11 protein-coding genes are annotated in these 12,080 nt (G+C 39.8%); 4 read left to right on the top strand and 7 right to left on the bottom strand.

Annotated features, from left to right (window positions below):
- Nucleotides 1-44 precede the first annotated feature (44 nt).
- The 7 genes from GO593_RS10535 to GO593_RS10505 all read right to left on the bottom strand — a co-directional run bounded on the left by GO593_RS10535 (nt 45) and on the right by GO593_RS10505 (nt 8,374).
- Nucleotides 45-920 (bottom strand): metal-dependent hydrolase, encoded by an 876-nt coding sequence (locus GO593_RS10535; protein WP_000992291.1) that lies wholly within the window; start codon nt 918-920, stop codon nt 45-47.
- Between the two features lie 236 nt (nt 921-1,156).
- Nucleotides 1,157-2,038 (bottom strand): metal-dependent hydrolase, encoded by an 882-nt coding sequence (locus tag GO593_RS10530; protein WP_000992301.1) that lies wholly within the window; start codon nt 2,036-2,038, stop codon nt 1,157-1,159.
- A gap of 203 nt (nt 2,039-2,241) precedes the next feature.
- On the bottom strand, nt 2,242-3,432 hold the full coding sequence (tuf, locus tag GO593_RS10525) for an elongation factor Tu (RefSeq protein WP_001029610.1): 1,191 nt from the start codon (nt 3,430-3,432) through the stop codon (nt 2,242-2,244).
- Nucleotides 3,433-3,526: 94 nt separating this feature from the next.
- A complete protein-coding gene (fusA, locus tag GO593_RS10520) occupies nt 3,527-5,665 on the bottom strand; it encodes an elongation factor G (RefSeq protein ID WP_000113824.1) in 2,139 nt (712 codons plus the stop codon).
- 178 nt (nt 5,666-5,843) lie between these two features.
- A complete protein-coding gene (gene rpsG, locus GO593_RS10515; RefSeq protein ID WP_001138055.1) occupies nt 5,844-6,314 on the bottom strand; it encodes a 30S ribosomal protein S7 in 471 nt (156 codons plus the stop codon).
- 159 nt (nt 6,315-6,473) lie between these two features.
- Nucleotides 6,474-6,848, bottom strand: a complete 375-nt coding sequence (gene rpsL / locus GO593_RS10510) for a 30S ribosomal protein S12 (protein ID WP_000246374.1) — start codon at nt 6,846-6,848, stop codon at nt 6,474-6,476.
- Between the two features lie 200 nt (nt 6,849-7,048).
- Complete coding sequence (locus GO593_RS10505; protein WP_000160010.1) at nt 7,049-8,374, bottom strand: EcsC family protein; 1,326 nt, start codon at nt 8,372-8,374, stop codon at nt 7,049-7,051.
- A 296-nt stretch (nt 8,375-8,670) separates the two neighbouring features.
- Between GO593_RS10505 and GO593_RS10500 the strand changes: the two genes are divergently transcribed.
- The 4 genes from GO593_RS10500 (at nt 8,671) to GO593_RS10485 (ending at nt 12,053) form a co-directional block, all read left to right on the top strand.
- Nucleotides 8,671-9,900 (top strand): beta-ketoacyl-ACP synthase II, encoded by a 1,230-nt coding sequence (locus tag GO593_RS10500; RefSeq protein WP_000832710.1) that lies wholly within the window; start codon nt 8,671-8,673, stop codon nt 9,898-9,900.
- An 18-nt stretch (nt 9,901-9,918) separates the two neighbouring features.
- Nucleotides 9,919-10,371, top strand: coding sequence for a protoporphyrinogen oxidase HemJ (gene hemJ / locus GO593_RS10495; RefSeq protein WP_000339889.1), 453 nt, complete (start codon nt 9,919-9,921; stop codon nt 10,369-10,371).
- Nucleotides 10,372-10,541: 170 nt separating this feature from the next.
- Entirely contained in the window at nt 10,542-11,402 is an 861-nt protein-coding gene (locus GO593_RS10490; RefSeq protein ID WP_000838088.1) for a pirin family protein, read from the top strand.
- Between the two features lie 90 nt (nt 11,403-11,492).
- Entirely contained in the window at nt 11,493-12,053 is a 561-nt protein-coding gene (locus tag GO593_RS10485) for a hypothetical protein (protein WP_001048354.1), read from the top strand.
- The last annotated feature ends 27 nt before the right edge of the window (nt 12,054-12,080 follow it).

Genomic DNA, 12,080 nt, shown 5'->3' with positions numbered 1-12,080 from the left:
AGTAAAAAAAAGAGCAATTAAATTGCTCTTTTCCAGTCAGCTTTTTAAAGACCTAATTTTTCACGCCAAGTGGCCAATAAAGCTGTCGTATCCGAATCATTTGGATGGAATTTTGGTCTTAAGAAATCTAATAATTCTGGAATTTGACGAGTCATAAAACCTTTACGGCCATACATGAACTTAAGCATGTATTTGGTATCTTTCCATGTTAATTTATCATCAGTCTTAAGTAACTTAGCAGTAAAATAAGACTGAGTAGCAAAAATTAAGGCCATTGCAATGATTAAAGCAGTTGAACGCATAAAATAAGCCTTTGGCCCCTGCCCATACATATTGGTATAGACATCAAATGCTACAGCTTTGTGTTCGTTTTCTTCTACCGCATGCCACATCCATAAGTGATACATAGTGTCATCCTGGAACATGGCTTGAATTTCAGGGTTTTGTAAAAGCTCAGCCGCAATAGTTGAGGTAAAATGTTCTAACGCACAGGTACCTGTTAAATCAATCATTTCTTTTGTATAACCAAAAGGTTTCATTAGCTTGGTTACAACCGCAGTACCTACTTTAATAACTTTACCTGTTTGTTTTTCCATTTTACGAACATCATATCCATACGCCTGCGCAGAAGCATTAAATGCAAGATGCTCTTTAGAATGCATAGCTTCTTGGCCAATAAAAGCACTTATTTCTTTTTGAAGTGCTGGATCAGCCAGTTTAGGATCATTTCGCACAGCACGAGTACTGTTTACAAAGAACTGCTCTCCTTCCGGAAAAAGAGCCGATAATGCTGTCATAAAATGAGTTAATCCTGCATCGTAATTTGCCCAATAGCGTGGAACTTGAGCAAACTCAAAGTCCATACGACGCACAGGGAAACTTGCTCCGGCACGATTAGAAATATTTACTTTAGCATTCATGTCAGACTCCTTTAAGCGAATCAAAAATTCACTTATATCCTTATTTATTTTCTTAATATTTATAATAATACGCCTTTAAAGGCGCTATTTAAGTGCAGATGAGGCCAGCAAATTATCAGATGAGGTCATCAATAGCCTCATACTAGGGCAAAATTAACAAGTATCTTTTAAAAGTGAGTCATAATTTATAGACAATAAAAAAGGACTGTTAACAGCCCTTTTCATTTACTTTCAGCTTAAAGTCCAAGTTTAGATTTCCAAGTTTTTAACAAACTAACCGTATCTAAATCATTGGGATGAAAACCTGGCTTAAAATAAGCCATCATCTCTTTAGCCATACCCGTAATAATCCCTTTCGACGGGCTATAACCATATTTATAAATCACAAACAACTCATCTAAGTTTAATTTATGGTCTTGCTTTAAAAGACGAACCACAAACGAAGATTGAATTGCGAAAATAAGAGCCATTGCAAAAACAAGTGAACTTGTGCGTAAAGCATAAGCTTTTACACCTTTACCAAAGACACCTTCATACACATCAAATGCGACTGCTTTATGTTCATTTTCTTCTATTGCGTGCCAATACCACATGGTTGACATCGTTTTATCTGTCATCAACTCTTGAATATGGGTATTAACTAAAAGCTGAGATGCAATGGTTGCAGTAAAATGTTCAAGGGCTGTAGTAGCAGTCAGGTCCACCATTTCTTGCGTCATACCAAATGGTTTTACGAGCTTTGCAAAAGTTTTTCGGGCAGTTTGAATAGCCGTATCGGTGAATTTTTCTAAAGTTTCAACATCATGACCAAATTTTTGGGCAGAAGCATTAAAGTTTACATGCTCTTGAGTATGCATCGCCTCTTGACCAATGAAAGCACTAATTTCTTTTTGTAGCTCTTCATTGTCTTTAATTGCTGGGTGATAACGTACAGCACGTACACTATCAATAAAGAACTTTTCACCAGCTGGAAATAGCGCTGATAACGCTGTCATAAAATGTGTAAGTCCAGCGGAACCATTCATCCAGTATTCTGGCACATCATTAAAATCAAAGTTCATACGACGTACAGGAAAGCTTGCCCCTGCACGATTTGTGATATTCACTTTAGCATTCATATTGAAAGCTCCTTACCAGTAACCTAAGTTACTTAAACTTTATTGTTCGTTTTCTTGATTCTTATCATACAAACTTAATAAAAAGGCTTAAGTGCAAATAGGGACATTGAAGTATCAGTTAAGGCCAGCTTTCAACTGAATTGTCTAACAATTGGATATAAAAAAAGCGCCCCAAAAGGAGCGCTTTTTTCACTGAAAAGTGATTATGCAGTTACTTTAGCAACAACACCAGCACCTACAGTACGGCCACCTTCACGGATCGCAAAACGTAGACCTGGGTCCATTGCGATTGGGTGGATTAATTCTACTGACATTTCAACGTTGTCACCTGGCATTACCATTTCAACGCCTTCTTTCAACTGGATCGCACCAGTTACGTCAGTTGTACGGAAGTAGAACTGTGGACGGTAACCATTTAAGAATGGAGTGTGACGACCACCTTCTTCTTTAGAAAGTACGTATACTTCTGCGTCGAATTTAGTGTGCGGCTTGATTGTACCTGGTTTAGCAAGTACTTGACCACGTTGTACTTCTTCACGCTTAGTACCACGAAGTAAGATACCACAGTTCTCACCTGCACGGCCTTCGTCAAGAAGTTTACGGAACATTTCTACGCCAGTTACAGTTGTTTTAACTGTATCTTTAATACCAACGATCTCTACTTCTTCACCAACTTTGATGATACCAGCTTCAACACGGCCTGTTACTACTGTACCACGACCAGAAATTGAGAATACGTCTTCGATTGGCATCAAGAATGCTTTGTCGATTGCACGCTCTGGCTCTGGGATGTAAGAGTCAAGTGCTGCTACAAGAGCAAGAACTGATTCTTCACCGTAAGGACCAGCTTCACCGTTAAGCGCTGCAAGAGCTGAACCACGGATTACTGGAGTGTCATCACCTGGGAAGTCATAAGTAGAAAGAAGTTCACGTACTTCCATTTCTACTAATTCAAGTAATTCTTCGTCATCAACAAGGTCGCATTTGTTTAAGAATACGATGATGTAAGGTACACCTACCTGACGAGAAAGAAGGATGTGCTCACGAGTTTGTGGCATTGGACCGTCAGTTGCAGCACATACAAGGATCGCGCCGTCCATCTGAGCAGCACCAGTGATCATGTTTTTAACGTAGTCGGCGTGGCCTGGGCAGTCAACGTGTGCGTAGTGACGAGTTGGAGAATCGTATTCTACGTGTGATGTATTAATTGTAATACCACGTGCTTTTTCTTCAGGTGCTGAGTCGATTTGTGAGTAATCTTTCGCTTCACCGCCGTAAGTTTTTGCACAAATTGTTGCAATCGCAGCAGTTAAAGTTGTTTTACCATGGTCAACGTGACCGATTGTACCCACGTTTACGTGTGGTTTATTACGTTCAAACTTGGCTTTAGCCATGATGATCTTCCTTTATTAACTACTCATGGAGGGTCGCTCCATGAGCACTTGGTTTTTAACTAAGAATTAGTTAGGGCTTATAGTAATCGAAAGATTACTCGTCGTCACCTTTTTTACCGCCAGCTTGGAATTTAGCGATGATGCCTTCAGCCACGTTACGTGGAGTTTCAGCATATTTAGCAAATTCCATTGAGTATGTCGCACGACCTTGAGACATAGAACGCATTTGAGTCGCGTAACCAAACATCTCAGCAAGTGGAACTTCTGCTTTAATTGCTTTTGTTCCACCAGGAAGATCGTCCATACCTTGAACCATACCACGACGACGGTTTAAGTCACCCATGATATCGCCCATGTAGTCTTCTGGAGTCTCAACTTCAACTTTCATGATAGGTTCAAGAAGAACAGGATCTGCTTTCATGAAACCATCACGGAATGCGTAAGAACCAGCCATTTTGAACGACAATTCGTCAGAGTCGACATCGTGGTAAGAACCGTCAAAAAGAACAGCTTTAACGCCTACAACTGGGTAACCAGCCAAGACACCATTCTTCATACGTTCTTGAATACCTTTGTCAACTGCACCGAAGAATTCTTTAGGTACTACACCACCAACAACTTCTTCAGCGAATTCGTATTCTTTACCAGCAGCTTCAACGTCAAGCGGTTCTAAACGAACATATACGTGACCGAATTTACCTTTACCACCTGTTTGACGTACGAATTTACCTTCTTGCTCAACAGTTTTCTTAATCGTTTCACGATAAGCAACCATTGGTTTACCGATATTCGCTTCAACACCGAATTCACGCTTCATACGGTCAACGATGATGTCAAGGTGAAGCTCACCCATACCAGCAATAATTGTCTGACCAGATTCTTCATCAGTGTGAACACGGAATGAAGGGTCTTCTTTAGCCAAACGACCTAAAGCGATAGACATTTTTTCTTGGTCAGCTTTAGTTTTTGGTTCAACCGCTAACTGAATTACTGGATCTGGGAATTCCATACGTTCAAGTGTAATGATGTTTTTCTCATCACATAATGTATCACCAGTAGTAACGTCTTTAAGACCTACACACGCTGCGATATCACCTGCACGGATTTCATCAATATCTTGACGTTCGTTTGCGTGCATTTGCACGATACGACCGATACGTTCACGCTTAGATTTAACTGGGTTATAAACAGCATCACCTTGTTTAAGAACACCAGAGTAAACACGTACGAATGTTAAGTTACCTACGAATTTGTCGTTCATGATTTTGAACGCAAGCGCAGAGAACGGAGCTTCGTCAGATGCTTCACGAGACGCTTTAGTTTCGTCTTTATCGTCAAGGATACCTTCGATCGCTTTAACTTCTGTAGGTGATGGTAAGAATTCAATTACAGCGTCCAACATACGTTGAACACCTTTGTTCTTGAATGCAGAACCACAAAGCATTACTTGGATTTCAGAAGCTAATGTACGAGCACGTAAACCTGCGATGATGTCTTCTTTAGAAAGATCACCCTCTTCAAGGTATTTGTCCATTAACTCTTCAGAAGCTTCAGCAGCAGCTTCAACCATGTTTGTACGCCATTCTTGAGCAGTATCAACTAGGTCAGCTGGAATCTCGCCGTATTCAAACTTCATACCTTGAGAAGCTTCATCCCAGATAATTGCCTTCATTTCGATAAGGTCAACTACACCAGTGAATGTGTCTTCAGCACCGATTGGCACAACGATTGGCACAGGATTCGCACCAAGACGTGTTTTCATTTGTTCAACAACACGGAAGAAGTTTGCACCAGTACGGTCCATCTTGTTCACGAATGCTAAACGAGGCACTTTATATTTGTTAGCCTGACGCCATACAGTTTCAGACTGAGGCTGTACACCACCAACTGCACAGTAAACCATGCAAGCACCGTCAAGAACACGCATAGAACGCTCAACTTCGATTGTGAAGTCAACGTGTCCCGGTGTATCAATTACGTTGATACGGTGTTGTGGGAATTGGTTACCCATACCAGACCAGAAACAAGTTGTTGCAGCAGAGGTAATTGTAATACCACGCTCTTGCTCTTGTTCCATCCAGTCCATTGTTGCTGCACCGTCGTGTACTTCACCAATTTTGTGAGATACACCTGTGTAGAACAAAATACGTTCAGTTGTAGTTGTTTTACCTGCGTCGATGTGCGCAGAGATACCGATGTTACGGTAACGAGTAATTGGGGTTTGGCGAGCCATGATGTCTACATTCCTAAATGTTATCTTTAAAACAGGGCGCACCAATTAAATTGATGCGCACGAATACTCAAGCGGGGCAACTTAAATACCCGCAAAGCCCCCACTTTGGTAGAGAGCAATGTTGAATCCAGCTACTGTATGCATGAGTATTCTCCTGATTAGGGACTGTTTTATCCGCTTAGAAACGGTAGTGAGAGAAGGCTTTGTTAGCTTCTGCCATACGGTGCACGTCTTCACGTTTTTTGATCGCAGCACCTTTGCCTTCAGCTGCATCAAGCAACTCGCCAGCAAGACGTAAAGCCATAGTTTTTTCAGAACGCTTAGCAGCAGCATCTACTAACCAACGCATTGCTAAGGCAGTACGACGGGATGGGCGTACTTCCATAGGTACTTGATAAGTAGCACCACCAACACGGCGTGCTTTTACTTCGACCATAGGACGAACTTTTTCAAGAGTAGTCTCGAAAAACTCAACTGGGTCTACTTTGTTTTTTTCTTGAACGCGTTCTAAAGCACCGTAAACGATACTTTCAGCAATAGATTTTTTACCATCTTGCATTACGTGGTTCATGAATTTAGCGATTGTTTGGCTGCTAAATTTAGGATCTGGAAGGATCTCACGAGCAGCGACTACGCGACGTCTTGGCATTTTAATACACCTAATAATATGACACTTCAGGATGATCCAGCAGTTTGTACAAGTGTCATGTACACGACGCTGGCCTTACTATACGTCGCTTGAATTACAAATCTATGAAGAATTCAAACAAGCGAAACGCTAAAGGGCTTTTGGACTAGTTTCCCAGAATTACTTCTTAGGACGTTTAGCACCGTATTTAGAACGTGATTGGTTACGATCTTTAACACCAGCACAGTCTAAAGAACCACGAACGGTATGGTAACGTACACCCGGTAAGTCTTTAACACGACCACCACGGATAAGAACAACACTGTGCTCTTGTAAGTTATGGCCTTCACCACCGATGTAGCTAGATACTTCAAAACCTGAAGTTAAGCGAACACGGCAAACCTTACGCATAGCTGAGTTAGGTTTTTTAGGTGTAGTTGTATAAACACGTGTACAAACACCACGACGTTGTGGACAAGCCTTCAACGCAGGAACTTTGGATTTTTCAACCAAAGTCGTACGACCCTTACGGATCAACTGATTCGTTGTTGCCATATGGCAATTCTCCCGTTATTAAAAAACCTTAAAAAGAAAACACCTCTTTTTAAGGGCACATAATTGTAAGCCAAGATGCAAAAATGGTCAACATGGCAGCAGTTGCCAAATGTTGACCATATCAATGATTGACAGGATTATTTACAAATTTAAATAGGGGTGAAATTTAGTTTTCAAACCCTACCTTTGTAATTGTATTGTTAAGAGTACTTTTGCCCCTCTATAACGTCATCATTTTCTTCACTTTCAGGCTCTAATGCTGGCTTTTGTTCACTATGTTCATGTTCAACTACATGTTTCTCTGCAAGATGCTCAATTCCTTGGTGAACATTTTCTTGGACTTTCTCTTCGCTTTTTTCAGAAGTATTTGATTTGACCACAACAGATACTTTTGAAATTACATCATGATTTTCAATTTTATGATGCTGCGCAGCATGGACACTACCATTTTCACCCACATTTAAAAGACGTGGGCTCGCTTTTTGAATTAGAGTTACCGCCGCATAGTACGCCTGTAATGGTGATAAATGCTCATTTGGATGTTCATTTAAATAATGTCTTGCTGCACCGAAAATAGCTTGTGCCTTATGGCCTACATCTTCTTGTAACTTCCAACTATAAACAGCACTAAGCACTGCACCAGCTACTGGAGTAAACTTGCCTACCACAGCAAGTTGCGGAACTTTATTTAACCAGTTCCATTTAAACTCACCATTTTCATCAACTAACCAGCTTTTTAAGGTTTCAATATCATTTGAAGAGCCAAGTACTTGCTGGAACTGTTGAATGTCTTGAGTCTCCAACATATTTCGTAAGGCTTTCAGTGCCAAGAGTAAAGTCTGCTTTTCCGCAATTAAGCTGATATCAACTTCTTTAAAAATAAATTCAACAACGTCTTGGTCAGTTGCTTCGGTTAAATCAAAGCCGTGTGATCTACCTGTTTGGTAAATTGTTCTCAAAACCAGGACTAATGAAACTGGAATATCTACGGCGGCTCCAACCATTCCAGATACGCCCGTAATTGCACCTTGAATACTGGCAATCAATTTATTTTGTTCAATAAGTGCCTGACTTAAACGTTGGGAGCGTGAGGTATCTTTTGTAAGCTCAAATAAGTCTTTAGCCCCCGCTTCTTCTAAAATTTTTTCAGTTAACGTACTTTTCGAACTAAAGTCATTCAACCAATCAAATAAATAGCTTGATATTTTTTCATTCCAGTCAGGTGAAATAAATGTAGCGATACCATTGACCTTTCTAAAATGGCGTCCAAATACCTGACGAGTAACTTTAGGTAAATGTTCACGTAACATTTGTTGTGGGCTTTCATACTGCTCCACTTCAAACGGACTTTTATTTCTGGCACTACCTTCTACTGTTTTGCCATTTGAAAGTGGCTCAACCAATTTACTTACCTCACCAATTTGACTTTGCTGCAAGATGTTTAAACCAGTAGAACTGAGCTTTTTAGCCACTCCGAAGACCTGAGAAAACAAATTGTCAGATTGATTATTATTAAATTTTGTCATCCAGTACCTCGATTTTTTAATTTATCTAATTAGAGATAAATACTAGGTGGAATGTGGATTTATCTCAACTTGAATGTGTGTATTTTAGTTAACCCTAAATGCAACATACTGTGTATTTGGTTATTTTTTTTAAATGCAAAATTGACATAAAGATTTGCCATAAGAAATAAAAAACCTTTCTGCTATCATGGTAGCAACGAAAACATGGGTCTACTGTTCTTACAGCTATATTCTCCTATCATTTAATAGCTGCTCATGATCATAGACTTTAAATATCACCATAAAGGGACCTGTAGATGAAACGTGTTGTAATCACTGGTATGGGTATTAACTCATGTATCGGTAACTCTTTAGAAGAAGTTACTCATTCACTTAAAAATGGAATCTCCGGGACACGTTTTAACCCAACTTATGCTGAACTCAATTTTAAAAGTCATGTCAGCGCTGCGGCAGAACAAGATTTTGACAATATTGATCGTAAATTAAAACGGTTCATGGGCGTATGTGCAATGTACGCTTATAACTCTGCTGTTGCAGCTGTTGAACATGCTGGCTTAAAAGCAGAAGATTTAGCAGATAATCCACGTTATGGTATTGCCGGTGGTTCAGGCGGTGGTTCAACTGCTTCTGTTGTAGAAATGACTGAGCTTTTAGAAACTAAAGGTGCTCGTAAAGTTGGTCCTTTCTTTGTTCCACGTAACATGACAAATACAATCACTGCAAACGTGGGTGTAGCATTTAAACTTCAAGGTATTGCTCACTCAATTGCAAGTGCTTGTGCAACTTCTGCAGACGCAATTGGTTATGCATATAACCTTATCGCTCTAGGCAAACAAGATCTTATGCTTGCTGGTGGTGGTGAAGAAGATCACTGGTCTCAAAGCCTATTGTTTGATGCAATGGGTGCTTTGTGTTCTAAATACAACGACACACCTGAAACAGCGTCTCGTCCATATTCTAAAGACCGTGACGGTTTCGTTATTGCTGGCGGTGGCGGTTTCGTTGTTCTTGAATCTCTTGAACATGCTCAAGCACGTGGTGCAAATATTCTTGCTGAAGTTGTTGCTTATGCTGCAAACAGTGACGGTGCTGACATGGTCGCTCCAAGTGGTGAAGGTGCAACTCGCTGTATCTTGATGGCTCTTGAAGAAGCGAAACAACACGGCGTAGATAAAATTGACTATGTAAATACGCATGGTACTTCTACACCAGCAGGTGACGTGACTGAGCTTAAAGCAATGGAACGTGCTTTCGGTGAAGGTAAAGTTCCACCACTTAGTTCAACTAAATCTATGACTGGTCACAGCTTAGGTGCTGCTGGTGTTCATGAAGCAATTTACTCTGTATTAATGCTTCAAAATGACTTTATCGCGCCAAACATCAACGTGACTGAGCTTGATGAAGGTACTGAAGGCTTTGATATTGTGCTTGAAAAACGTGATACAAAATTGAATACTGTAATGAGTAACAGTTTTGGCTTTGGCGGTGTTAACGCTTGCCTAATTTTCAAGAAGTGGGATGCATAATCCCGCGTAGGATTATCGATGGATGCACCTTCTGATGCCTTTTTGTGGGTAAAAGCATTACATATTATTGCTGTGGTTTGTTGGTTCGCTGCTTTGTTCTACTTACCACGTCTTTATGTTTACCATGCAATGAGTGATGATGCTACCAGCCATCAGCGCTTTGAAGTGATGGAACGTAAGTTGTATCGAGGTATTATGTGGCCATCTATGATTGCCACATTAATTACTGCTCACTTTCTCGTAGATTGGGGTGATGCAACTAGACATTACCATGAAGCCACTTGGTTTTATCTAAAAGTTGGATTAGTGGCTTTATTAGTGATCTACCATTTAGTTTGTGGTTACTATCGCAAAAAGCTTATTGGAAATGCTCACTACAAATCACATAAGTTCTGGCGTTTCTTCAATGAAATGCCAACCTTAATTTTATTTGCTGTTGTGATTTTAGTTGTTGTAAAACCTCAGTTTTAACTGGGGTTTTTTATTATCTAGGACTCTCATCTCATTCTCTTATGCATTTTACTGGCTCAACCTATTCATAATTTATTATTCAGAGCAAAAGACTTTTATACCAGTCTTAATACATTCTTATAAAAACATCTCATCTTTTTTATAAATTCAATCAACAGAAAGGATAAAGCATGAAAAGTCTGGCTTTTATTCATCGTAACGATACTCGCTTTGCGGTCGGTGATTTTTATCCAGTTCTTTCTGTTTTTTCCTACCATGAGTTAGGCAATACCCTCTCACCCTTCTTACTACTCGACCATTTAGGTCCCGGAAAAATTGCACCTTCTATGAAACGTAGAGGAGTTAATGATCATCCTCATCGTGGATTTGAAACGGTAACACTTGTTTATGCAGGTGAACTGGAGCATAAAGATTCATCTGGTGGAGGTGGATTTATAAGTGCTGGCGATGTGCAATGGATGACCGCAGCCTCTGGTGTGATTCATCGGGAATTGTTTAGTGAAGAGTATTCTCGATCTGGTGGTCCCTTTGAAATGATTCAACTTTGGGTCAATTTACCAGCAGCAAATAAAATGAATTCTCCGCGCTATCAAAGTTTAAAGAAAGCTGAAATACCGATAGTGAAACTGGAAAATGAAGCTGGATTTGTACGTATTATTGCAGGGCAGTTTAAGCATGTTATAGGCCCTGCACTCACTCACACTCCTATTACCGTATTAGATGTAGAGCTTCAGGCAGGTCAACAAACTGCCTTCCCTGCTCAATCTGGTGAAACAGCTTTAGTTTATTTACGTTCAGGTCGGGCACAATTTCAAAAAGATGAAGACGTTTTAGAGGAACAAGGCCTAGCAGTCATGTCAAACCAAGGAGAGCATTTCTCTATTACTGCCCTGCAAAGCTGCAAATTACTTATTTTGACTGGACAACCCATCACAGAACCGATTAATGGTCATGGTCCATTTGTAATGAATACTTATGATGAGATTTTACAAGCCTATGATGATATTAAAAATGGAAGATTTGCCAAGTAAAACAGGCTAACTGCCGCATGAGAAACAAATGCAAGTTATTTGCGTCTGTCTTTTAACATAGTTGATGTATGTTATGCTACAAACCAATAGATGAACTTATTTACTAGCAAAACTATGTTCACTCTCAACGCTTTTAAACTTGTCATATATCGCCAATTTATTATTTTCACCCTTTTTATATTTCGTCACTTAAAAAGCTATCCAATTCGATTTCTTACACCTGAAGAAAAAGCTTTAGCACAAAGGGTGTTTGGGAGTTTGCTAGATTGTGAACGTCCTAAAATTATTGCTACTCGTTACTTACCGTGGCAAGCGCATGGAATTTTGATGGCTCCAAATGGGAATATATACGTCAATCTTTCTGACTACAGCAGTAATTACGCGCTAGAGTCTAAATTCATACAAGGGATTTTTATTCATGAGCTAGCTCATGTTATGCAATACCAACGAGGTATTCATGTATTACTAAAAGGTGCGTTACTACAATCTGCCTACTATCTGAGCTTTAAATATTACAATCCTTATAAATATACTTATCATCCTCAGAAAGCATTTAGTTCTTACAATATTGAGCAGCAAGGAGAAATTGCTAGAGATATCTGTTCAGGTAAACTGCCAAATATCATTTGTTTACCTCAACTTGATTTGTAACCAAATAATCCAGTTTGTTTTCAACGT

This window comes from Acinetobacter baumannii (assembly GCF_009759685.1).
GTDB lineage: Bacteria > Pseudomonadota > Gammaproteobacteria > Pseudomonadales > Moraxellaceae > Acinetobacter > Acinetobacter baumannii.
The sequence above is the reverse complement of the archived record's forward strand: the minus strand, read 5'-3'. Positions and strand labels throughout refer to the sequence as shown.